This window comes from Bradyrhizobium prioriisuperbiae (assembly GCF_032397745.1).
Lineage (GTDB): Bacteria > Pseudomonadota > Alphaproteobacteria > Rhizobiales > Xanthobacteraceae > Bradyrhizobium_A > Bradyrhizobium_A prioriisuperbiae.
In genome coordinates, this window is the sequence record NZ_CP135921.1 from 1,585,036 (window position 1) to 1,606,611 (window position 21,576).

22 protein-coding genes are annotated in these 21,576 nt (G+C 62.8%); 9 read left to right on the forward strand and 13 right to left on the reverse strand.

Annotation, left to right across the window (positions count from 1 at the left end):
• Nucleotides 1-108 precede the first annotated feature (108 nt).
• Complete coding sequence (locus RS897_RS07385; RefSeq protein ID WP_315835930.1) at nt 109-486, forward strand: nuclear transport factor 2 family protein; 378 nt, start codon at nt 109-111, stop codon at nt 484-486.
• Between the two features lie 135 nt (nt 487-621).
• Nucleotides 622-1,482, forward strand: a complete 861-nt coding sequence (locus RS897_RS07390; protein ID WP_315835931.1) for an acyl-CoA thioesterase — start codon at nt 622-624, stop codon at nt 1,480-1,482.
• Nucleotides 1,483-1,629: 147 nt separating this feature from the next.
• Here RS897_RS07390 and eda read toward each other — a convergent pair whose 3' ends face one another.
• The 10 genes from eda to RS897_RS07440 form a co-directional block, all read right to left on the reverse strand.
• Nucleotides 1,630-2,271, reverse strand: coding sequence for a bifunctional 4-hydroxy-2-oxoglutarate aldolase/2-dehydro-3-deoxy-phosphogluconate aldolase (eda, locus tag RS897_RS07395; protein ID WP_315835932.1), 642 nt, complete (start codon nt 2,269-2,271; stop codon nt 1,630-1,632).
• Nucleotides 2,268-3,206, reverse strand: a complete 939-nt coding sequence (locus tag RS897_RS07400; protein WP_315835933.1) for a sugar kinase — start codon at nt 3,204-3,206, stop codon at nt 2,268-2,270. The genes eda and RS897_RS07400 overlap by 4 nt, the downstream gene beginning before the upstream one ends.
• A gap of 11 nt (nt 3,207-3,217) precedes the next feature.
• Nucleotides 3,218-4,201 carry a D-erythronate dehydrogenase gene (gene denD, locus RS897_RS07405; RefSeq protein WP_315835934.1) on the reverse strand — a complete coding sequence of 328 codons (984 nt, stop codon included), beginning with the start codon at nt 4,199-4,201 and terminating at the stop codon, nt 3,218-3,220.
• A gap of 72 nt (nt 4,202-4,273) precedes the next feature.
• Nucleotides 4,274-5,149, reverse strand: a complete 876-nt coding sequence (locus RS897_RS07410; protein WP_315835935.1) for a carbohydrate ABC transporter permease — start codon at nt 5,147-5,149, stop codon at nt 4,274-4,276.
• A gap of 1 nt (nt 5,150) precedes the next feature.
• Nucleotides 5,151-6,095, reverse strand: coding sequence for a carbohydrate ABC transporter permease (locus RS897_RS07415; RefSeq protein WP_315835936.1), 945 nt, complete (start codon nt 6,093-6,095; stop codon nt 5,151-5,153).
• 75 nt (nt 6,096-6,170) lie between these two features.
• Nucleotides 6,171-7,490, reverse strand: a complete 1,320-nt coding sequence (locus tag RS897_RS07420; protein WP_315835937.1) for an ABC transporter substrate-binding protein — start codon at nt 7,488-7,490, stop codon at nt 6,171-6,173.
• Nucleotides 7,491-7,746: 256 nt separating this feature from the next.
• Nucleotides 7,747-8,655: a carbohydrate ABC transporter permease gene (locus RS897_RS07425; protein WP_315835938.1), complete on the reverse strand. Its 909-nt coding sequence runs from the start codon at nt 8,653-8,655 to the stop codon at nt 7,747-7,749.
• On the reverse strand, nt 8,648-9,610 hold the full coding sequence (locus RS897_RS07430; protein ID WP_315835939.1) for a carbohydrate ABC transporter permease: 963 nt from the start codon (nt 9,608-9,610) through the stop codon (nt 8,648-8,650). The genes RS897_RS07425 and RS897_RS07430 overlap by 8 nt, the downstream gene beginning before the upstream one ends.
• A 102-nt stretch (nt 9,611-9,712) precedes the next feature.
• A complete protein-coding gene (locus RS897_RS07435; protein ID WP_315835940.1) occupies nt 9,713-11,038 on the reverse strand; it encodes an ABC transporter substrate-binding protein in 1,326 nt (441 codons plus the stop codon).
• A gap of 157 nt (nt 11,039-11,195) precedes the next feature.
• Nucleotides 11,196-12,257: an ABC transporter ATP-binding protein gene (locus tag RS897_RS07440; protein WP_315835941.1), complete on the reverse strand. Its 1,062-nt coding sequence runs from the start codon at nt 12,255-12,257 to the stop codon at nt 11,196-11,198.
• A gap of 200 nt (nt 12,258-12,457) precedes the next feature.
• Between RS897_RS07440 and RS897_RS07445 the strand changes: the two genes are divergently transcribed.
• The 4 genes from RS897_RS07445 (at nt 12,458) to RS897_RS07460 (ending at nt 16,477) form a co-directional block, all read left to right on the forward strand.
• Nucleotides 12,458-12,787, forward strand: a complete 330-nt coding sequence (locus RS897_RS07445; protein ID WP_315835942.1) for a hypothetical protein — start codon at nt 12,458-12,460, stop codon at nt 12,785-12,787.
• 45 nt (nt 12,788-12,832) lie between these two features.
• Nucleotides 12,833-14,641: an IlvD/Edd family dehydratase gene (locus RS897_RS07450; protein ID WP_315835943.1), complete on the forward strand. Its 1,809-nt coding sequence runs from the start codon at nt 12,833-12,835 to the stop codon at nt 14,639-14,641.
• Between the two features lie 225 nt (nt 14,642-14,866).
• A complete protein-coding gene (locus RS897_RS07455) occupies nt 14,867-15,598 on the forward strand; it encodes an SDR family oxidoreductase (protein WP_315835944.1) in 732 nt (243 codons plus the stop codon).
• Between the two features lie 132 nt (nt 15,599-15,730).
• Complete coding sequence (locus RS897_RS07460) at nt 15,731-16,477, forward strand: SDR family NAD(P)-dependent oxidoreductase (protein ID WP_315835945.1); 747 nt, start codon at nt 15,731-15,733, stop codon at nt 16,475-16,477.
• A gap of 91 nt (nt 16,478-16,568) precedes the next feature.
• On the opposite strand, the gene RS897_RS07465 is transcribed toward RS897_RS07460, so the two are convergent.
• A complete protein-coding gene (locus tag RS897_RS07465) occupies nt 16,569-17,159 on the reverse strand; it encodes a YdcF family protein (RefSeq protein ID WP_315835946.1) in 591 nt (196 codons plus the stop codon).
• A 282-nt stretch (nt 17,160-17,441) separates the two neighbouring features.
• On the opposite strand from RS897_RS07465, the gene RS897_RS07470 reads away from it, so the two are divergent.
• Nucleotides 17,442-17,960 (forward strand): 2TM domain-containing protein, encoded by a 519-nt coding sequence (locus RS897_RS07470; protein WP_315835947.1) that lies wholly within the window; start codon nt 17,442-17,444, stop codon nt 17,958-17,960.
• A gap of 19 nt (nt 17,961-17,979) precedes the next feature.
• Nucleotides 17,980-18,573, forward strand: coding sequence for a septation protein IspZ (locus RS897_RS07475; RefSeq protein WP_315835948.1), 594 nt, complete (start codon nt 17,980-17,982; stop codon nt 18,571-18,573).
• A gap of 54 nt (nt 18,574-18,627) precedes the next feature.
• Here the strand turns inward: RS897_RS07475 and RS897_RS07480 are convergent, their stop codons facing one another.
• Nucleotides 18,628-19,479, reverse strand: a complete 852-nt coding sequence (locus RS897_RS07480; RefSeq protein ID WP_315835949.1) for a LysR family transcriptional regulator — start codon at nt 19,477-19,479, stop codon at nt 18,628-18,630.
• Nucleotides 19,480-19,579: 100 nt separating this feature from the next.
• Here RS897_RS07480 and RS897_RS07485 point away from each other — a divergent pair, with 100 nt between their 5' ends.
• Nucleotides 19,580-19,972 (forward strand): tautomerase family protein, encoded by a 393-nt coding sequence (locus RS897_RS07485; protein WP_315835950.1) that lies wholly within the window; start codon nt 19,580-19,582, stop codon nt 19,970-19,972.
• A 268-nt stretch (nt 19,973-20,240) separates the two neighbouring features.
• On the opposite strand, the gene RS897_RS07490 is transcribed toward RS897_RS07485, so the two are convergent.
• Nucleotides 20,241-21,551, reverse strand: coding sequence for an MFS family transporter (locus RS897_RS07490; protein WP_315835951.1), 1,311 nt, complete (start codon nt 21,549-21,551; stop codon nt 20,241-20,243).
• Between the last annotated feature and the right edge of the window lie 25 nt (nt 21,552-21,576).

The window sequence follows — 21,576 nt, forward strand, 5'->3', positions numbered from 1 at the left end:
CGCAAGCCGAAACCTCCGGGCCTTACCTGCGAGGTAATCGATCCGCGTCTCCGGATCATCAATATGGCCAAACCCGGAAGGGACCAACCTGTTGAAGGAACCAGCATCATGACCGACGCTTTGACCGCCCTGAAGATCGCCGAAGGCTATATCGCGCTGTGGAACGAGCGCAACGACAGCCGCCGCCGCGACCTGCTCGCTTCGAACTGGACACGCGACGCCCGTTACGTCGATCCGCTGATGGCGGGCGACGGCGCCGACGGCATCGACACCATGATCGCCGCCGTGCAGCAGCGCTTTCCGGACTTCGAATTCGCGCTGATCAGCAAGCCCGATGGTTATGGCGACTTTGTCCGCTTCCAGTGGGGCCTCGGCCCGCGCGGCGGCGACAATCCGATCAAGGGCACCGACTTCGTCGTTGTCGAAGCCGGTCGCATTCGCAACGTCACCGGCTTTCTCGATCAGGTCCCCGCGGGCGCGGCTTAAGCGATCCCAGCACAGCGGCTGCCGGTATTCGCCGGCGGCCGCAATCCAGCGATGCGGGCGGCTCACTTTCGTTCTCGCGTCGCCAGGATACAGTAAGCACCATCGATCCAGCACACCGGATGCCACAGACACGAGATGGATACGAAAACACTGAGCGACCTGACCGCGGACACGCGCCACCCCCTTGACGCCGCCACCACCCTTGCAGCGTCGGGCCCGAACCGATGGACCGGCCACACCAGCAAGCGCTATTGGGCCTTCATCGGCCCGTTCGGCGGCGCCACCGCCGCGGCGCTGCTGCGCGCCGCGCTGGATCATCCCGAGCGGATCGGCGATCCGCTGGCCCTGACGGTGAATTATTGCGCGCCAATCGTGGAGGGCGGATTCCACATCACCGCGCGTGCCGCCAAGACCAACCGCTCCACCCAGCACTGGACGCTCGAGCTGTTCCAGCAAGAGGGCGACGTGCTCGCGACTGCCACGGCGGTGTTCGCCAAGCGGCGCCCCGGCTGGACCCATGCGGTAACGACCATGCCGCGGGTGCCGCCACCGGACGGCATCAAGCGTTTTCCCGCCGGCATCACCACCCCTTGGGTCGACCAATACGACATGCGCTTTGCCGTGGGCACGCCGGCACTCGGCAAGACGCCGCAACCTGAGCCGCAGTCGGCGGAAACCATCCTGTGGCTGCGCGACGCGATCCCGCGGCCGCTCGATCATCTCTCGCTGGCATCGATGTCGGACGCGTTCTTCGGCCGGGTGTTTCACGTGCTCGGCGTGCTGGTGCCGTTCGGAACGGTGTCGCTGACCACCTATTTCCATTGCGGCGCGGACGAGATTTCGTCCACAGATGGCTGGGTGCTGGGCCGCGCCACTGCGAGTGCGTTCCGCGCAGGCTTCGGCGATCAGACCGCGGAGTTGTGGTCGCCAGATGGACAGTTGCTCGCCACCAGCGTGCAGGCGACGTATTTTCGCGACTGGAAGCCGGAAGAGTGAAGCTGTGAACGTAGCCCGGATGAGCGAAGCGATATCCGGGTAACCGCATGGCCAGTCAGCTCCCGGATGTCGCGGAGCCTGTCATCGGGCCGCGCTTCGCGCGGACCCGTTGGCTCATCCGGGCTACAGTTGGTAGCTGCCAGCCGCCTACTTGGTCGCGGCTTGCGCAAGTGCTGTGATCTTGTCCCAGTTGCCGGCCTTGATATCGGCGAGCGGGCACAGCCATGAGCCGCCGACGGCGATCACGTTGGGCTCGGCGAGCCATTCGGCCGCATTAGCGGCGCCGATGCCGCCGGTGGGGCAGAAGCGGGCCTGCGGAAACGGGCCGCCGAGCGCGCGCAGCGCGGAGATGCCGCCGGCCTGCTGAGCAGGAAAGAACTTGGTGATACTGAAGCCGCGCGCCAGCGCCGCCATCAACTCGGAGGCCGTGGCAATGCCCGGCACGAACGGCAGGTCGCTGTTAAATGCGGCATCCAGCAGATCTGGGGTCGCGCCGGGGCTCAGCGCGAATTTCGCGCCGATCGCCCGGGACTGCGCGAGGTCGGCCGCCGTCAGCACCGTGCCGATGCCGACGATCGCCTCGGGCACCTGCGCGATGATCGCCTTCGCGGCATCGACGGCAGGCGCGGTGCGCAGCGTGATCTCCAGCGTGCGCACGCCACCCGCCACCAGAGCCCGTGCCAGCGGCACCGCATCCTCGACCCGCTCGATGGTGATCACAGGGATCACCTTCGCCGCCTGGAACAGTTGCAGCAGAGTATCGTGGCGGGCAGAGGAGGAAGCGGTCATGGTGCGGTCTCACGGTGGGGGACAGCCGGCAAAATATCTTTAGGCATCGCTGCGAGCGGAATGATGGCGCCGGGATAGCCGACCACGACACCGGCCAACCGATGGCCCGCAGTCGCGGCGGCAACCGGATCGGCCCCGGCCAGACGTGCGGCGAGATAGGCAGCCGAAAAACTGTCGCCGGCCGCGGTGGTGTCGACGACGCGATCGACCGGCGCGGCCGTAACCATTTGATCGAAGCCTTGTGCCCTGACCCGGCTTCCCGGCTCGTTCAGCTTCAGCACCAGTTCGGGAACCTCGAGGCTATCGGCCACCGCTTCGCCCTTGCCTTCGCCGAACAGCAGATCGAGATCCTCCACCGACGCCAGCGCGATATCGGCGATGGCGAACATGGCGTGATAAACCTGTTGCGCCAGCGCGCGATCGGGCCAGCTCCGCGGCCGGAAATTGGTATCGAACGCCACCCGACGGCCGTCCCTGCGGGCCTGCGCGAGCGCCGCCATCAACCGGCTGCGGCCGGCGGCGTCATAAAGCGACAGCGTAATCCCCGAGAGATAGATCACATCGTAATCCGACAGCGCAGCAAGAATGGCCGCTGTCTGCGGCAGATCGAGCAGCGCGCGCGCCGCCGAACTCTCGCGCCAGTAGTAGAACCGGCGTTCGCCACTCGCGCTGGTTTCGATCACATAAAGGCCGGGCAGCTTGCCGGGGATCCGCACCACATGGTCCGTGCCGATGCCCTCGGCCTGCCAGCCCGCGACCATCTCGTCGCTCCAGGCATCGTCGCCAAGCGCGGTGATATAATCGACACTGGCGCCAAGCCGGGCGCAATAGGTCGCGGTGTTGAGCGTATCGCCGCCATAGCCGCGAGCGAGAGTCCCGCCCGCGGCTTGCGTCAGTTCGATCATGCATTCGCCGATACAGGCGATCTTCATCATGTCAGCCTGGGCTAGTTAACAAAATTGCCGCCCAGCTCATCATCGATGTGGATGCGGATGATGTCGTCGAAAGTCTTCTCGAATGTCGTGAAGCCCACCTTCCGCGCCCGCTCGTCGGAAAAATCACGCGGCCAGCCCGCCACGATGCTGATGATGGTGGGATCCGGTTCGCGCCGGACACGCGCCGCGACTTTTGGCCCGGCGACGCGCGCGAGCGCGGCAATCTGCTCGCCGGTGGTGGCGGACAGGCCCGGCATGCTCAGGCTGCGGCGCCAACCCAGTGTCTGCAGGTCCATGGTGCCGGCGTGCAGCAGGAAGCCGACCGCAGAGCGCGGCGAGGCGTGCCAGTGACGCACATCGTCGGAGACCGGCAGCACCGCCTCATGGCCGCTGAGCGGCTCGCGCAGGATGTTGGAGAAGAAACCGGAGGCGGCCTTGTTCGGCTTGCCCGGCCGCACGCAGATGGTCGGCAAGCGAATGCCGATGCCGTCGAGGAAGCCGCGGCGCGAATAATCCGCCAGCAACAATTCACCGATCGCCTTCTGAGTGCCATAGCTGGTCAAGGGCGTGAGGAAGAATTCGTCGTCGATCTTCTCATGGAACGGTGCGCCGAACACCGCGACCGACGAGGTGAAGACCACCCGCGGCTTGTAGCCGCCACTGATGGCGCGGATCGCCTCGAGCAGATAGCGGGTGCCGTCGAGATTGATGCGATAGCCCTTGTCGAAATCGGCCTCGGCCTCGCCGGAAACGATCGCCGCCAGATGGAAGATGGTGTCGGGCTTGCTGGCGACCAGCGGTTCAACGGCGCCGGGCACCGCGAAGTCGCAGGTGACGGTTTCGACCGGGATCGTCGTGTCGGGCTTTGCCGGCGCGACCACGTCCTGCAATGTGAGTTTTGTAATCGTGTCCTTGCCGAGCCGGCCATCGCGCAGCAGGCGTTCGGTGAGTTTGCGGCCGACCATGCCGGCCGCTCCAAGAATCAGGATATGCAAGACGTAACCCTTTCGTGAGGTTTTGTTGTTGGGGAGCGCCCGTTCCCCTTCCCATATTTCTACTCTATTTCTCTACTCTTTGACGGCGCCAGTCATCGCCGAAACATAGTGCTCGACGAAGAAAGAGTACAGGATCACCACGGGAATGGACCCCGTCAAGGCCGCTGCCATCAAGGCACCCCAGTGATAAACGTCGCCATTGACCAGTTCCGTGATGGCGCCCACCGGGATCGTCTTGTTCTCCGACGACGAGATGAAGGTCAGGGCGTAGATGAACTCGTTCCAGGACAGCGTGAACGCAAAAATCCCCGCTGAAATCAGCCCTGGCACCGATAGCGGCAGCGTGATCTTGGTCAGGATCTGCAGCCGGCTGGCGCCATCGATCAGCGCGCATTCTTCCAGCTCATAGGGAATGGTGCGGAAATAACCCATCAGCAGCCAAGTGCAGAACGGGATCAGGAACGTCGGATAGGTGAGGATGAGGGCGAGATTGCCGTCATAGAGACCGAGCTTGAACACGATGGCCGCCAGCGGAATGAACAGGATCGAGGGCGGCACCAGATAGGCGAGGAAGATCGCCATACCCACATAACGGGATCCCCTGTAGCGCAGACGCTCGATGGCATAGGCCGCGCAGACGCTGGCGAAGATCGAGATGAAGGTGGCCGACACCGAGACCACCACGGTGTTGTACATCCACTGCGGATAGTCAGTGTCGAAGAACAGTTTCTTGATGTGATCCAGCGTGGGATGCGCCACCCAGAACGGATTGTACTTCTCGTAGTCGTACATTTCCGCGTCCGGTTTGAACGTGGTGGTGGCCATCCAGTAGAATGGAAACAGCAGGAAGAACAGGATCAAGCCGAGCGGCAGATAGAGCCGCAGCAGCCGGCGCGGAAACCTGTCGAGATAGGCCATGCCCTCGATGTCGTTGTCGATCGCGGTCATTTCACTCTCCCCCACCCTGCTGCCATTTCCGGCGCTGCAGACCGAAATAACTGAACAGGATCGCCACCACGAGGAACGGAATCATCGCGTTCGCAATGGCGGCGCCTTCCCCGAGATTGCCGCCGGTGATGGCGCGCTGGAACGACAGCGTCGCCATCAGGTGGGTGGCGTTGATCGGGCCGCCACGGGTGATGGTGTAGATCAGCTGGAAGTCGGTGAAGGTCAGCAGCACCGAGAACGTCATCACCACGGCGATGATGGGTGACAGCATCGGCAGGGTGATGTAGCGGAAACGCTGCGCGTTGCTGGCGCCGTCCAGCGTCGCCGCTTCATAGAGCGACGGCGAGATGGTCTGCAGGCCGGCCAGCAGGGTGATGGCCACGAACGGCACTCCGCGCCAGATGTTGGCCACGATCACCGACCATCGCGCATTCCAGGGATCGCCGAGGAAGTCGATGTACGAATGGATGAAGCCGAGCTTGACCAGCACCCAGGACACGATCGAGAACTGCGAGTCGTAGATCCACCAGAACGCAATCGCGGAGAGCACGGTCGGCACCACGAACGGCAGCAGCACGATGGCGCGGATGATCGATTTGAACGGCAGCCGCTCGTTGAGCAGCACCGCGAGATAGAGCCCGAGCGCGAATTTGATGATGCTGGCCACCACGGTGTAGAGCGTGGTGTTGAACACCGACAGCCAGAATACGGTGTCCTTGGCCAGCGACGAAAAATTATTCCAGCCGATGAAACGCCCGGCTCCGCCGATCTTGGTGTCGGTCATGCCGAGCCAGAGCCCAAGCACCAGGGGATAAGCCAGAAACAGCAGCAGAATCGCCGCCGCCGGAAGCATGAACATGGCTCCCAGCGTGTTGCGGCCGTCGAGCATGCGCGACAGCTGGCTTTCGCGCACCCGACGCACGGTCGGTTCGGCAAGAACGGTCATGACCCACCCCAAGAAAAGAGGACAACGCGGCATGGCCGATGCATCGGCCATGCCGTCCATTTGTCTTGGGTCCGGTCAGACCTGATAGTAACGCTTGGCGCGCTCCGCGGCACGTTTCATCGCATCCTTCGGCGACTGGGTGCCGGTGGCCGCCTCGGCAAACATGTCGACCACCACGAAGTCACCCATCACGGCGGCGGAGGCGTAGCCGAGATCGCCGGCAAAGCCGTTGTCCTGGCAGCGCTTCATGCAGTCGCGGAATGGTGTGATCTTGGCATCCGAGGTCCAGATCGGGTTGTCGTTGTAGGCCGGCAGCGGCGGCGACACGTAGCCGTTGGAGGCTTTCTCCCAGGCGTCGTAGTTCTCCTTGTCCCACATGAAGCAAAGATATTCCTTCACCGCCTTGGGATACTTCGAGTGCTTGTAGCCGTAGGCCACCACGACGTTCTGCTGTTCGGTCGGCTTGCCCGACACGCCGATCGGCATCGGCGCATGGTCCATGTCCTTGGCGATCTCCTGCTGCTTCGGATCGGGCGAGTTCTTCGCCACGGTCCAGATCGAGATGCCGTTCAGGGTCAGGCTGAGTTCGCCGGACAGGAACGCCTTGTTGTTGTTGGAGTCGTTCCAGGACAGCACGCCTGGAATGAAGGTCTCGTAGAGTTGCTTGACGTATTCGAGGGCTGCCAGCGTCTCCGGCGATTCGATGACCACCTCGTTCTTCTCATTGACGACCTTGCCGCCATGCGCCCACAGCAGCCACTGGCACCAGCCGTTGGCATCGCCGGTGGCATGTCCCAAGGCAAAGCCGGGTGGCGTGCCGTTCTTCTTCAGGCCCTGGCAGAGCTTCAGAAAGCCGGGGAGATCGGTCGGGAATTTTTCGAATCCGGCCGCCTTCATATGGCTGATCCGATAATTCATGCAGCCGCCGGTCGCGCCTTGCGGGATCGCGATCCAGGTCTTGTCCTTCTTGCCGTACTTCTCCGCGACCGGATACCAGCCGCCGTATTTGGCGCCGAGATATTCGGCGACATCGGTGACATCGATCAGCTTCTCGGGGAATTTGAAGGGATCATCGAGAGTGCCGATGATCAGGTCAGGCCCGGCGCCGACATTGGCGGCCACCGCGGCCTTGGGACGGATATCGTCCCAGCTTTCGGCGTCGAGGCGAACCTTGATACCGGTCTTCTCGGAGAACTTCTTGGTCTGCGCCGCGAACTCGTCGAATTCGGCCTGGATGAACTGCTTCCAGCGCAGCACCCGGATCGACGCGCCGCTTTCCGGGACATTGGTCCAGGTCGGCTCTGCCGCCCGCACGGGAACAATTCCACTACCGCCTAACAACGCCGTCGCCGCAACGCCGGCTTTAATGACGTCGCGCCTGTTGAAGTCGCTCATAGTGACCCTCCCTTTGATTCCCCCGTGACCTTTTTTGCCATGACCTTTTTTGGCCAAGACCGTCTGGTTCTTTTGGGGGCGGCATCATGCCGTTTTCATTTGATCATGCGATTCCCATTCAATTTTCATAAAAACGGATACGCCTCGGCCGCATCGGCCGAGGCAGTTTCACTCAGTGCATGCACCTTTTCGCAGGTGTCTTGTTGAAAGCATGATCCACGGGATCACGCCCGATCGCGGCCGCGTTACGGACACGCTATTCCTTCACGGCGCCCGTCATCGCCGACACATAGTGCTCGACGAAGAAGGCGTAGAGAATCACCAGCGGCAGTGAACCGACGAAGGCGCCCGCCATCAGTGCGCCCCAGCGATAGATATCGCCGTCGACGAACTCGTTGACGATCGCCACCGGCACGGTCTTGTTCGGCGTCGACGACAACAGCGTCAGCGCGTAGATGAACTCGTTCCAGCACAGTGTGAACGAGAAGATGAAGGCGGAGATCAGACCCGGCACCGCCAGCGGCAGGATGATCTTGACCAGGATCTGCCAGCGGCTGGCGCCGTCGATCAGCGCGCATTCCTCGAGTTCGAACGGGATGGTCTTGAAGTAGCCCATCAACAGCCAAGTCGAGAACGGGATTAAAAGCGTCGGATAGACCAGGATCAGCGCCATCGGCGAATCGAACAAGCCATAGGCCTGGATCACCGTGGCCATCGGGATGAACAGGATCGACGGCGGCACCAGATAGGCGAAGAAGATCGCGGCGCCCACGAACGGCGCGCCCTTGAACTGCAGCCGCACGATCGAATAGGCCGCCAGCACCGAGGCCGCGATCGACAGGATGGTGGCGCCGGTTGCGACATACATCGTGTTCCAGAGCCAGCGCGGATACTGGGTTTCCAGCAGCAGCTTCTGAATGTGCTTCAGGGTCGGATGCACCACCCAGAACGGGTTGTAGGTCTCCATGTCGATCAGCTGGGCATCCGGTTTGATCGACGTCAGCGCCATCCAGTAGAACGGGAACAGCAGGACCACCAGGATGATGAACAGCGGGATATAGAGCGTGACGAGGCGCGACGGCAGCGTCTCGAGATAACTCATGCCCTCGGTGTGATCGCTGGCGTCTTTGGTCGACGCCACGTGGCCGGCAGCGGTGTCAGTCATTTTTGGTTCCACCCTGCTGCCATTTGCGCTGCTGCAACCCGAACCAGGACAGTGTGATCGCCGCCAGCAGAAACGGGATCATTGCGGTGGCGATCGCGGCGCCTTCGCCGAGACGGCCGCTCAGGATCGCGCGCTGATAACTCAAGGTCGCCATCAGATGCGTGGCGTTGACCGGACCACCGCGGGTCATCGCCCAGATCAGCTGGAAGTCGGTGAAGGTGAACAGCACCGAGAACGTCATCACCACGGCGATGATCGGGGTCAGCAGCGGATAGGTGATGTAGCGGAAGCGCTGCCAGGGCGTAGCGCCGTCCAGCGTCGCCGCCTCGTACAGCGACGGCGACACCGTCTGCAGGCCGGCCAGCAGCGTGATCGCCACAAACGGCACGCCGCGCCAGATATTGGCGAAAATCACGCTGCCGCGCGCCATGTTACCGTCGCCGAGAAAATTGATGTTCTCGGTGATCAGATGCATTTTCCGCAGCGACCAGGAAATGATCGAGAACTGCGCATCATAGATCCACCAGAACGCGATGGCCGAGAGCACGGTCGGCACGATGAAGGGAATCAACACCGCCGCGCGGATCAGCGCCTTGAACGGCATGTGCCGGTTCAGCAGCAGCGCCAGATACAGCCCGACCGCGAATTTGATGATGCTGGCGATGATCGTATAGAGCAGCGTGTTGAACACCGAGAGCCAGAACACGCTGTCGTCGGACAGCCACTGGTAATTCTCCAGGCCGACGAACTCGCCGACACGCCCGATCCGTGCATCGGTCAGGCTCAGCCACAGGCCGAGACCGAGCGGATAGGCGAGAAACAGAATCAGGAATGCCGCCGCCGGCAGCATGAACCAGAAGGCCAGCCAGTTGCGGTTGGACCGAAGTTGTTGCCAGGCCAGCGTCAGACTTGACGGCTGCTGGCGCGACCCCGAGGAGGCTTCCAAAACGGCCATATCAGCGACTGCTCCGAATGTCAGAACCGGCCCCGGCGTCACGCCGGGCGGAAGACGAAGTCTCGGCGCAAAAACAGAGCTGCGCCGAGACTGGTGTTTGACTTACGAGCGATAGATTCGTTTTGCCTGCCGCTCCGCATTCGCGATCGATCCCTTCAGATCTTCGCGACCGGTGCAGTAGTTGGCGTACATGTCCACCACGATGAAGTCCGCGATCGCAGCCGCGGCCTTTTCGCCCAGCTTGCCGACGCCAGCCGGCGTCAGCGTGCGTTTGGCGACGTCGCGGTACGGCGTCACCTTGGGATCCGAGGTCCAGATCGGATTGGCATCATAGGCCGCGAGGAACGGCGAGAGGTAGCCCTGCGCGGCCCCGATCCAGGGATTGAACTGATCGGCCTCCTGCATGAAGGCGGCGAACGCCTTGCACGCCTGCGGGACCTTGGTGAACGAGAAGGTCAGGATCGGGAACGACAGATGCAGTTCGGTCGGCTTGCCGACCGGACCGATCGGCATGTAGGAGTGATTCATGTCGTCCGCGATCGCCTTGTTCTCTTTCTTCGCAGTGACATAGATCGAGATGCCGTTGTTGGTGCAGTACAGTTCGCCGGCCAGGAACGCCTTGTTGTTGGAACTGTCGTTCCAGGACGCGGTGCCGGGAATGAATGTCTCGTACAGCGCCTTGATGTACTCCAGCGACTTGGCGGTTTCCGGCGAGTTGATGATGACCTTGTCGTCCTTGTCGACCAGATAGCCGCCGTGCGACCACAACGCCCAGTGCAGCCAGCCATTGGCGTCACCTGACGCGTGTCCCATCGCCATGCCGGATGGGGTGTTGTTCTTCTTCAGCGCCTTGCAGAGTTCGAGGAAGCCCGCGGTGTCCTTCGGGAATTCCTTGAAGCCCGCTTTTTCGCAGGCCGAGATGCGATAGTTCAGCAGCGCACCGGTGGTCGCCACCGGAATGCCGAGCCATTTGTTGCCGACCTTGGCATAAGCCTCCGCCGAAGGTGCCCAGCCGCCATACTTGCCGCCGAGATAAGCGGCGACGTCGGCCATGTCGAGGCACTTCTCGGGAAACAAATGCGGCAGCGAATAGAGACCCCAGACCATGTCGAGGCCCTGGCCGGTGTTGGCGGCGACCGAGGCTTTGGGCTGGATGTCGTCATAGGATTCGTTGGAGACGCTGACTTCGACGCCGGTCGCCTTGGTGAACGCCTGCACCATGGCCATGAACGCCTGGTCTTCGGCTTCGACGAAACGCTTCCAGCGCAGCAGATTGATTTTCGCACCCGCTTCCGGCTTCCACTGCGAGGCCTGCGCCCACGCCTTGGCAAAGCCGAACAGCTGGTCGGCAGACATCGCGGAAATACCTGCGGCGGCGGCAACGCCACCCTGCAGCAGTGAACGTCTGCTCGGATTGAAGTCAGTCATCCTCATTCCTCCTTTTTGCGCCGGCTTGTGATGTGCCGGCTGCTTCACGTCGGACCGTTGGTTTTTTGGTTTTGTTCGTGTCGTCTTTTGTCTCGTCGAGCTTCGCCGCAATCCTCGGTACGACGAAACTCCTCTTAATCTTGCCGAGAAAGCGCTCTTACAGGCGCTTGCCGGTTTCCTTGTCGAACAGGTGCACGGCGCTGGTGCGCGGCCGCAACCGGATGTTCTCGCCGGGGCGAACGGTCTGGCGCTCGCGGAACACCGAGATGATGTCCTGATTGCCGACACGGGCGACGACCTGGGTTTCCGACCCGGTCGGCTCGACCACCACCACCTCGGCCAGCACACCGTCGTCGGCCAGTTCGAGATGCTCGGGACGAACACCATAAACCACCGGCTTGCCATCCGAATTGGCGGGCACGTTCGCCAGCGGCAGCTTGGTGCCGTTCGCGGTCTCGACATGTGGCGACCCCGACGCCACCACCTTGCCTTCGATGAAATTCATCGCCGGCGATCCGATGAAGCCGGCAACGAACTGGTTGGCCGGGCGATCATAAAGGTCGAGCGGCGCGCCCATCTGCTCGATGACGCCGTCGTGCATCACCACGATCTTGTCGGCCATGGTCATGGCCTCGATCTGGTCATGGGTGACGTACACCGTGGTGGTCTTCAGCCGCTGGTGCAGTTCCTTGATCTCGGTGCGCATGGCGACACGCAGCTTGGCGTCGAGGTTCGACAGCGGCTCGTCGAACAGGAACACCTGCGGATCGCGCACGATGGCGCGGCCCATGGCCACGCGCTGGCGCTGACCGCCGGACAATTGCCGGGGATAGCGGTCGAGCAAAGGCTTCAAGCCGAGAATGTCGGCCGCCTTGCTGACGCGGGTCTCGATTTCCGACTTCGGCGCGCCGCGCAGCTTCATGGAGAACGCCATGTTGTCGGACACGGTCATGTGCGGATAGAGCGCATAGTTCTGGAACACCATGGCGATGTCCCGCTCTTTCGGGTGCACATTGTTCACGACCCGGTCGCCGATCGAGATGGTTCCCGACGTGATGTTCTCCAGCCCCGCCAGCATCCGCAGCAAGGTCGACTTGCCGCAGCCGGACGGGCCGACCAGAACGACGAATTCGCCGTCCTCGATCGGGATCGACACCCCGTGCAGAACCTCGAATCCGGCAAACGATTTACGTACGTCGTGAATTTGTACCGATGCCATGCAGTCCCTCCTGAATGAGCTGAGCGGGTATAGCAACGGCTACCCTCGCTTTTTCTTATTGTTTGTTAGCGGTTCATCTCTGTGCGCGGATTATACTCGGGTATTTCATACTCGACATTTCACATTCCCGTCGAGCCATGTTCGTGCCGCCCCATTGCCGACGCTGCTGAAAAATTGACCTGACCGCAGGGGCCGTCACCATGCATTTTTTGCTTGTGATTGCTTGTGATTGTTTCGTCGATGCAGCCGCACCATACTCCGTCGAAACATTCTCGGTCGCTGCCGACGTTCGCAGCAACCCAGATGTCGGGTCATGCATCCGTCATCGTGCTGCTGTTCCCAGTCTTGACTTGCCGTCACCTAACCATGCTCGTACATTGCATGCAATAGCCCGAAATGATCGCACGATGGATCGTTCTCGACGTATCGGCGGCAAAGATAATGCCGCCAACCGATCGAGGAACACGCCGAAAAAAATGTATCATGACGGGCGGCGGCGCCGGGCGTTGGACATCACGCCAAAACGGTGACGTGAATTCTAGACGATCACACCAGTGTGCACTGCGGGAGAAACAATGAAGAAGCCGGAAACTGCCTCAGAACGACCCCATCTCCGCTCCAGGCGCTGGTTCAACGACCCGTCCAATCCCGGCATGACCGCGCTCTATCTCGAGCGCTACCTGAATTATGGGCTGACCCGCGAAGAGCTGCAGTCCGGCAAGCCGATCATCGGCATCGCGCAGACCGGAAACGATCTCTCACCGTGCAACCGGCATCATCTCGAACTCGCACATCGTGTCCGCGAAGGCATTCGCGAGGCCGGCGGCATCGCGATGGAATTCCCCACGCACCCGATCCAGGAAACCGGCAAGCGGCCAACCGCAGCCCTCGATCGCAACCTGGCGTATCTCGGCCTGGTCGAAATCCTGTTCGGCTATCCACTCGATGGCGTGGTTCTGACCACCGGTTGCGACAAGACGACGCCGGCCTGCCTGATGGCGGCGGCCACCGTCAACCTGCCGGCGATCGTGCTGTCCGGCGGACCCATGCTGAACGGCTGGTTCAACGGCGAACGCACCGGTTCGGGCACCGTGGTGTGGAAATCGCGCGAAAAACTCGCCGCCGGCGAGATCGACTATGAAGAGTTCATGCAGATCGTGGCGTCGTCGGCTCCCTCCGTCGGCCACTGCAACACCATGGGCACGGCCTCGACCATGAATTCGCTGGCGGAAGCGCTCGGCATGTCGCTGCCGGGCTGCGCCGCTATACCGGCGCCCTACCGCGAGCGCGGCCAGATTGCCTATGAAACCGGCAAGCGGATTGTCGACATGGTCTGGGAAGACCTGAAACCCTCCGACATCCTCACCCGCAAGGCGTTCGAAAATGCCATCGTGGTCAACTCCGCGATCGGCGGCTCGACCAACGCGCCGATCCATATCAATGCACTGGCACGCCATATTGGTGTGGAACTGAAGATCGAGGACTGGCAGAGCGTCGGCCACGACGTGCCGCTGCTGGTCAACCTGCAACCGGCCGGCTTCTACCTCGGCGAGGAGTACCACCGCGCCGGCGGCGTCCCGACCGTGGTGCGCGAACTGATGCAGCACAAGCGCATCCACGAAGACGCCATCACCGTCAACGGCCGCACCATGGGCGACAACTGCCGGGACGCCGCCAAGGTCGACGGCGACGTGATCTGGAGTTACGACAAGCCGATGGTCAAGGACGCTGGCTTTATCGTCCTGCACGGCAATCTGTTCGATTCCGCAATCATGAAGACCAGCGTGATCTCCAAGGAGTTCCGCGATCGTTATCTGTCCGACCCGAAAAGCCCGAACGCCTTCAATGGCCGGGCCATCGTGTTCGAGGGGCCGGAAGACTATCATCATCGGATCGACGATCCCGAACTGAACATTGACGAACACTGCATGCTGTTCGTGCGCGGCGTCGGCCCGATCGGCTATCCCGGCGGCGCCGAAGTCGTGAACATGCAGCCGCCGGCGGCACTGATCAAACGCGGCATCCACGCCCTGCCCTGCATCGGAGACGGCCGGCAGTCCGGCACCTCCGGATCGCCCTCGATCCTCAACGCCTCGCCGGAGGCCGCGGCCGACGGCGGACTGGCGCTGCTCAAGACCGGCGACCGCGTCCGCATCGACCTCAACAAGGGCGAAGCCAACATCCTGATCAGCGATGAAGAGCTCGCGGAGCGAAAAGCCGCGCTGAAGGCCAAAGGCGGCTTCGGCTATCCGGCAAACCAGACCCCGTGGCAGGAGCTCTATCGCAACACCGTCGGCCAGCAATCGACCGGCGCCTGCATGGAGCTTGCGACACGGTACCAGAACATCGCCGGCACGGTGGGCGTGGCGCGCGATAATCATTGACGATCATGTAGCCCGGGTGAGCGAAGCGACACCCGGGATCTGCCCCGGATGTCGCGCTCACGCGCTCATCCGGGCTACGGACATTTCCCCTCATCCTGAGGAGCAGGCGCAGCCTGCGTCTCGAAGGATGAGGCCACATGGTTCGAGACGGCGCTGCGCGCCTCCTCACCATGAGGAGTGACATTCTCGACACTGCGCCAATGCAGAAACACCCATGAGGACATCATGACTGACCGACTGAAAGGCAAACGCGCCGTTGTCACCGCTGCGGCTGCGGGCATCGGGCGCGCCTGCGCCATCGCCTTCGCGCGCGAAGGGGCTACCGTGATTGCCACCGACATCAATGAAGCTGGCATCGCGACCCTGGGCAAGGACGGCATCGCTGAGACCACGCGGCTGGACGTGCGCAACACCGCCGAGGTCAATGCCTTCGCCAAGCGTGTCGGCAAGATCGACATCCTGCTCAATGCGGCCGGCTTCGTGCATCACGGCACCATCCTGGACTGCTCGGAGGAGGATTTTGACTTCTCGTTCGACCTCAACGTCAAGTCGATGCACCGGACCATCAGGGCCTTCCTGCCGGAGATGCTGGCGGGCGGCGGCGGCAGCATTGTCAACATCTCGTCCTGCGCGGCGTTGCGGCCCCCGGCCAACCGTTACGTCTACAGCGCCTCCAAGGCGGCCGTCTCGCTGCTGACGCGCTCGGTTGCATCAGACTTCATCACCCAGGGCATCCGCTGCAACAGCATCTGCCCCGGCACCGTGGAAACGCCTTCGATGCTGGAGCGCGCCGCCGCCGCGGGTCCCGATGGCCGCGAAAAATTCGTCAGCCGCCAGAAGATGGGCCGTCTCGGCACCGCGGAAGAAATCGCGGCCATGGCGATTTATCTCGGAAGTGATGAGAGCGCGTTCACCACCGGCGTCGACCTCGTGGTCGACGGCGGGTACATGCTCTAGAGTTTCCGTTCCGATAGAATCGGAACGGAAACTCTAGATTCTTATTTTGACGCGTTTTCTTCACGCGAACCGGTATCCACTTCGCTCGAAAACGCTATGACGTCGACCCGCGACGCGAGCAAAGGAGCCAGCATGAACGAGATCGATCTGAAGGGGCGCTGCGCCGTCGTCACCGGCGGCGCGCAGGGGTTTGGCCGCGCCATCACCGAGCGGTTTGTCGCCTCCGGCGCCAAGGTTGCGATCTGGGATGTGGACCAGGCGCTGATGGACAAGACCGCCAAGGAGATCGGCACCGCGGTGACGACGTTCAAGGTCGACGCGGCGGATCTGGCGGCCGTGGAGGCGGCGCGGGACAAGACCCTCGCCGCACTCGGCGGCATCGACATCCTCGTCAACAATGCGGGCATCGCCGGCGTCAATCGCACGGTCTGGGAAACCGACTACGACGAATGGCGCAAGGTGATGCGCATTAACCTCGACGGCCCCTTCATCTGCTGCAAGGCCATCGTGCCGACCATGATCAAGCAGAACTACGGGCGGATCATCAACATCTCCTCGGTCGCCGGCAAGGAAGGCAATCCCAACGCCGCGCACTACTCGGCCTCGAAAGCCGGCGTGATCGCGCTGACCAAGTCGCTGGGCAAGGAACTGGCCAACACCCAGATCGCGGTCAACGCCGTGACACCGGCCGCAGCGCGCACCGCGATATTCGACCAGATGACCCAGCAGCACATCGACTTCATGCTGTCGAAGATTCCACGCGGACGTTTTGTGCTGGTGGAAGAACTGGCGGCGATGGTGGCCTGGATGGCGTCGGAGGAGTGCGCGTTCACCACGGGTGCGGTGTTCGACATTTCGGGCGGGCGGGCGACGTATTAAGATCCGTAGCCTAATGAGCGAAGCGACACCCGGGACGGCGCGCCCCGGATATCGCGCTGACGCGCTCATCCGGGCTACAGATAACTGACGCTCACACCGGCCACTCCGCGATAAACCCCTTCGCCTTGTACGGCGCGATCTTGTCCCATTCCGCCAGCACCAGGGCGCGCAGGGCCGGATCGGTGTGCCAGAGCTCCAGCGGGGTGGCGAAGCTGTTGACCGTGACCAGCATCTTGTCCACCTCCGGCCAGTACCGGTGCAGCGTCATGGGATAGCGGCGCGAGGTCCAGGCGTTGCCGAGGCAAATCACGCTGCGGATATTGGCGCGGCCCAGGCGCGCATCGATCACCGGCAGGGAGAAGAAAACATTCTCGCCGGTGTTGGTGGCCCGGTGTTCTTCCAGGATCACGTCCGCCGGCACGCCGAGCGCGACCATGGCGGACTTTATGACAGCACACTCGGAGGCATCGCCGCCGGGCGTCACCCCGCCGCTGACAATGGCGAAACGGAACATGCGATCCTGCCAGAGCCGGCAGGCGGCCGCGACCCGCTGCGCCACGCCCTCCCGGGTGCCGAACACGAACAGCAGGTCGGCCGGCTTGAGCGGGGTTTTAGGAAAATGCGCCGCATTGATCGCGGCGATGTCTTCTGCGCTCGGCATGCGGCGGGATCGGTCGTCCATGGCTTGCACCCCGGAATCAGATGGGTGGAGCATGCGGCGCGGCAGCGCGCCGGCCAACACACGTTGGATTGCGGCCTGTTTCAGTGGGTGAGCCCCGGCCCGAAGCCGCGACATAATGGCCCTCCGATCCGTTGCCCGGTTAACCGGGAGCCGAAGGGGCCGCCCCGCGCCCCGAATCTGAGGTTATGATCGACCCGACACCGCCGCTGTCGCCCGAAAGTCGGGACAATGGCGGGGTGCTGACGTGGTGTCCGCCCCTTTCCCTGCCTTAGGGTCCCTTCGATGACGGATGAAACTCACATGCTGGTGCAGAAGCTCAGGGTCCGGCGCGGCTGGTCGCAAGAACAGCTGGCCGAGCTGACCGGGTTGAGCGTCCGGACCATTCAGCGGATCGAACGCGGCCAGGCGGCCAGCGCCGAATCGCTGAAGGCCCTTGCATCGGTTTTCGAAATCGACTTCGCCACCTTGAGGGAGCCGCAAATGCCAGCCACCGCAGAATCCCAGATCAGCGCCAACCATGTCGGCGCCAACGACGTCAGTGCCGAGGAGGCCCTGGCCCTTGCACATGTCCGCAAGATCAAAGGCTTTTATATGCACATTGCCCAGTATGCCCTGGTGATGGGGGTCCTGACGGTCGTCAACCTCCTGATCTATCCGCACCGTCTCTGGGTGATCTGGCCGGCGCTGGGCTGGGGCATTGGGCTCGCCCTGCACGGACTTCAGACCTTCGACAAGATCCCGTTCCTGAACGGCGCATGGGAAAAACGACAGGTCGAAAAGCGCCTGGGGCGCGAACTCTGAACGGCTGGGGAGTTCACCGATGAAAAATTTCCTCAAGGCGGCCCAATTGCTGGCCCTCGACCTGGCGTCGACCATCCTGTTTCTGGTCGTGTTTCTCCTGACGAACAACACTGCGCTTGCGGTCGGCCTCGGCGTCGGGTTCGGCCTCGCGCAGATCGCGATCCAGCTGATCCGCCGCAAGCCGATCGACACCATGGAATGGCTGAGCCTGTTCCTGGTGGTGTCCGCGGGTGCGGCAACATTGCTCACCAACGATCCGCGTTTCGTACTGTTCAAGCCCAGCGTGATCTACGCGATCGTCGGGATCGTGATGCTCAAGCCGGGCTGGATGAACCGCTATCTGCCCGCCATCGCCAAGACGGTGGTGCCCGACGTTGCCGTCGTGGTGGGCTTCTGCTGGGCCGGACTGATGTTCGTCTCCGCCGCGGTCAATGGCATTGTCGCTCTGAGCAGCAGCGTGACGACCTGGGCCGTGGTGATGCCGATTTTCGGCATCGTCAGCAAAGTGGTGATGTTCGTCGCAGGGTTTGCCGCCATGCGCCTGATCGCCCGACGTCGCGTGCAAGCGATGCCAGCCGCTGAGCGCGACGCGCTACTGGCTTCGGCGGGATAGGGATGAGGGCGGCGCGGCGAAGCGCCTGACGCGGCCCAACGGGAACCGCTCCCCTCACCCCGCCATCGACTTGAATGTCGCCGCGAGCAGCCGCAGCGTCGTGCGCGCGTGGCGGTCCGACGTGGTGGCATAGAGCATCACTTCGCGCGACGGCAGCTTTGGCAGGCCGAGGCGCGGGCCGACGTCGACGGTGCCGGGTGGCGCCACCCGCCGTGCGAGCGCGGCAACCGCAAGACCGGCGGAAACCGCAGCACCGATGGTGGCGAGACCGCCGCCGACAAACACTTCAGTCCACGGCACTTTCGCATCGTTGAGCGCCTTCACCGCCATGGCGCGCACGCTGCACGGCTCAGCCTGGGTCGCGATGCGCAGCGGCTCGCCCGCGGGATGGACAAAATCCGGTGCGGAGATCCAGCCGAAGGGCTCCTTGAACAGCACCTCGCCGCCACGGCCTTTGTTGTCATGGCGCAGCACGATGGCGGCATCGAGCACACCGGTGTCGAATTCCGCCAGCACGTCGCGCGAGGCAGCGATGCGCACCTCCAGCACCAGCGAGGGATCGAACGCATTCATCCGGCGCAACAGCAGCGGCAGCTCGCCGCCGACAATGTGATGGCTGATGCCGACAATCAGCCGGCGCCGTTCGACCGCGAACGAACCCATCGCGTTCTCATGCGCGGCGACAAGGTTGCGCGCCGCCCCGAGGAACGCACTGCCTTCGGCCGAGAGCCGCACCAGCCGCGGCGTGCGCTCCACCAGCCGGCGACCGAGGCCGCTTTCCAGGCGCTTGATCTTCAGGCTGACCGCGGACTGAGTGGTGTCCATCGCTTCCGCGGCGCGGGTGAAACTTTTGAGGTCCGCCACCAGCACGAAGGCCTGGACGGCTTCGAGATCGAGCGCTTTCATGGCCAGCCATTTAAATATGATATGATTGAAATATCATATCATACGGTTTTTCAATGACAAGACACGCCCTATGATCTGGGCATTGAAGGAGAACCAAGCCATGCCCCTCACCCATGTATCGCTCCGACACGGCAAGCCGGCGACCTATCGCAGGGACATTCTCGACGGCGTGTATCTGGCACTGCGCGAGACCTTCAACGTGCCGGACGAAGACCGCTTCATGACCATCACGGAACATGACGAGACGAATTTCACTTACAGCGCGAGTTATCTCGGCATCGCCCGCAGCGATGACCTGGTCATCATCCAGATCACGGTCAGCAACACCCGCGATGTCGCACAGAAGCAGGCGCTGTATCGCCGGATCGTCGAGCGCCTCACGGAGGCTCCCGGCGTGCGCCCCGAGGACGTGTTCATCAATCTTGTCGAGGTCAAGCCGGAGAACTGGTCGTTCGGCCACGGCATCGCGCAGTACGTCAAGAACGAGGCGTAGGCCATGCACGCGACCGCAGCGGCGCCACGGTGCTGCCGGGCTCCGATTTCGGGCTGTCGCCCTTCATCCGCATCACCTGCGCGGCGCCGCTGCCGGTGCTGGAGGAGGCAGGCCGGCGCATCGCGCTGACATGCCGGGAGTTGCAGCCATGACCAACTGTCAGAGAACGCGGCTGATGGCCCACCTGATCGGTCTCGCCTTCGGAGCCATCCTCATTCTCAGCCTTGCGGGCGCGGTGGTCGCCTCCACCCGCGTGCTCGGCTGGTAGCTAATGTTCCTCGCCGCGCAAATAGCCGTGGGTGCGGGAATCCGCCATCACCAAAGCCGAGATGAAGGCGATGGCGCACATGATCGTGACGTACCAGTAGAACGAGGATTCCGAGCCCGCGTCCTTGAACCACAGCGCGACATATTCGGCAGAGCCGCCGAAGATGGCGTTGGCGATGGCGTAAGCGAGGCCGACACCGAGCGCGCGCACTTCGGTCGGGAACATCTCGGCTTTCACCAGGCCGCTGATCGAGGTGTAGAACGAGACGATGGCGAGTGCGGCCACGATCAGAATGTAGGCGACATAGGGATTGGTCACCCCGCCGATCGCATACATCAGCGGCACCGTACACACCGTGGCGAGGCCGCCGAAGATCAGCATCGCGGTCTTGCGGCCGAACTTGTCGGCGAACATGCCGAACGGCGGCTGCATGATCATGTAAGTGAACAGCACCGCGGTCATCACCACATTGGCGGTGCGGTCGTTCATGTGCGCAGTGTTGACCAGATACTTCTGCATGTAGGTGGTGAAGGTGTAGAAAATCAGCGAACCGCCGGCGGTGTATCCCAGCACGATGAGGAAGGCGCGGCTGTGCTTGCCGAACAATTCGCTCAGCGAACCGGCTTCCTTGCGCGCACGAGTGTCCGCCGATGTGGTTTCGTGCAGCGACGCGCGCAGCAACAGCGCCACCACGGCACAGACCGCGCCGATGAAGAACGGGATGCGCCAGCCATATGACCGGAGGTCGCCGTCCGACATCGACTGCTGCACGATCAGGATCACCAGCGAGGCCAGCAGCTGGCCGCCGATCAGCGTGACGTACTGGAACGAGGCGAAGAAGCCGCGCCGGCCGGCGAGCGCAACCTCGCTCATATAGGTGGCGCTGGTGCCGTATTCGCCGCCGACCGACAGCCCCTGCACCATGCGCGCCAAGAGCAGCAGCGCCGGCGCGGCGGTGCCGATCTGTGCGTAGGTCGGCAACAGCGCGATGGCGAGCGAGCCCGCGCACATCATCAGCACCGAGATCATCATCGAGGTCTTGCGGCCGTATTTGTCGGCGATGAAGCCGAAGATGTAGCCGCCGATCGGCCGCATCAGGAAGCCGATGGCGAACACCGCAGCCGTCTGCAGCAGTTGCGTGGTCTGGTTGCCCTTGGGGAAGAAAGACGGCGCGAAATACAGCGCCGTAAAGGCATAGGCATAGAAATCGTACCACTCGACCAGGTTGCCGGAGGAACTGCCGAAGATCGCGAAAATGCGGCGGCGGCGATCGGCGGCATCGCCGGCAACGGGCGTCGTGGTTGCGGTCAAGGCGGCGTCCTCCCTCTGGGCTTCA

Bases quoted from the DNA above. Each gene is read 5' to 3' on its own strand.
- RS897_RS07430 (WP_315835939.1), bottom strand. From the start codon at position 9,610: ATGGCCGTTTTGGAAGCCTCCTCGGGGTCGCGCCAGCAGCCGTCAAGT.
- RS897_RS07410 (WP_315835935.1), bottom strand. From the start codon at position 5,149: ATGACCGCGATCGACAACGACATCGAGGGCATGGCCTATCTCGACAGG.
- RS897_RS07480 (WP_315835949.1), bottom strand. From the start codon at position 19,479: ATGAAAGCGCTCGATCTCGAAGCCGTCCAGGCCTTCGTGCTGGTGGCG.
- eda (WP_315835932.1), bottom strand. From the start codon at position 2,271: ATGACCGCTTCCTCCTCTGCCCGCCACGATACTCTGCTGCAACTGTTC.
- RS897_RS07440 (WP_315835941.1), bottom strand. From the start codon at position 12,257: ATGGCATCGGTACAAATTCACGACGTACGTAAATCGTTTGCCGGATTC.
- RS897_RS07415 (WP_315835936.1), bottom strand. From the start codon at position 6,095: ATGACCGTTCTTGCCGAACCGACCGTGCGTCGGGTGCGCGAAAGCCAG.
- RS897_RS07470 (WP_315835947.1), top strand. From the start codon at position 17,442: ATGACGGATGAAACTCACATGCTGGTGCAGAAGCTCAGGGTCCGGCGC.
- RS897_RS07460 (WP_315835945.1), top strand. From the start codon at position 15,731: ATGAACGAGATCGATCTGAAGGGGCGCTGCGCCGTCGTCACCGGCGGC.
- RS897_RS07390 (WP_315835931.1), top strand. From the start codon at position 622: ATGGATACGAAAACACTGAGCGACCTGACCGCGGACACGCGCCACCCC.
- RS897_RS07385 (WP_315835930.1), top strand. From the start codon at position 109: ATGACCGACGCTTTGACCGCCCTGAAGATCGCCGAAGGCTATATCGCG.
- RS897_RS07485 (WP_315835950.1), top strand. From the start codon at position 19,580: ATGCCCCTCACCCATGTATCGCTCCGACACGGCAAGCCGGCGACCTAT.
- RS897_RS07435 (WP_315835940.1), bottom strand. From the start codon at position 11,038: ATGACTGACTTCAATCCGAGCAGACGTTCACTGCTGCAGGGTGGCGTT.
- RS897_RS07425 (WP_315835938.1), bottom strand. From the start codon at position 8,655: ATGACTGACACCGCTGCCGGCCACGTGGCGTCGACCAAAGACGCCAGC.
- RS897_RS07420 (WP_315835937.1), bottom strand. From the start codon at position 7,490: ATGAGCGACTTCAACAGGCGCGACGTCATTAAAGCCGGCGTTGCGGCG.
- RS897_RS07400 (WP_315835933.1), bottom strand. From the start codon at position 3,206: ATGATGAAGATCGCCTGTATCGGCGAATGCATGATCGAACTGACGCAA.
- RS897_RS07450 (WP_315835943.1), top strand. From the start codon at position 12,833: ATGAAGAAGCCGGAAACTGCCTCAGAACGACCCCATCTCCGCTCCAGG.
- RS897_RS07455 (WP_315835944.1), top strand. From the start codon at position 14,867: ATGACTGACCGACTGAAAGGCAAACGCGCCGTTGTCACCGCTGCGGCT.
- RS897_RS07475 (WP_315835948.1), top strand. From the start codon at position 17,980: ATGAAAAATTTCCTCAAGGCGGCCCAATTGCTGGCCCTCGACCTGGCG.
- RS897_RS07445 (WP_315835942.1), top strand. From the start codon at position 12,458: ATGCATTTTTTGCTTGTGATTGCTTGTGATTGTTTCGTCGATGCAGCC.
- RS897_RS07465 (WP_315835946.1), bottom strand. From the start codon at position 17,159: ATGGACGACCGATCCCGCCGCATGCCGAGCGCAGAAGACATCGCCGCG.